Annotated in this window: 1 protein-coding gene; it reads left to right on the plus strand. The window is 54.4% G+C overall.

Features of this window, described 5'->3' with window-relative positions:
- A partial coding sequence (locus tag ACRHNM_RS18160; RefSeq protein ID WP_431138024.1) for a hypothetical protein occupies positions 1 to 237 on the plus strand: 237 nt, incomplete at both ends.

Raw genomic sequence — 237 nt, forward strand, 5'->3', positions numbered from 1 at the left:
GTTTGGTGCGTTACGCATTTACAACGACCGCTGGAAATTTAACAGCGGACTCTTTTTCTGGGTCACCCGTTGGCTCAACGATGGGGACGGGTACACGCCAAGCCCGGCCGATGGGCACGTTAACCTGGTCGTTGTGGGAATCATGCTGATTGTTTTATTGGCCGTTTGGTATTTCGCTTATTGGGCCCACCAGCGCCAAGACACACGGTCATCACTCCGGCTGATGACCCTTCCGCT

Source organism: Psychroserpens mesophilus, from assembly GCF_050617655.1.
Classification (GTDB): Bacteria; Bacteroidota; Bacteroidia; order Flavobacteriales; family Flavobacteriaceae; genus Psychroserpens; species Psychroserpens mesophilus_A.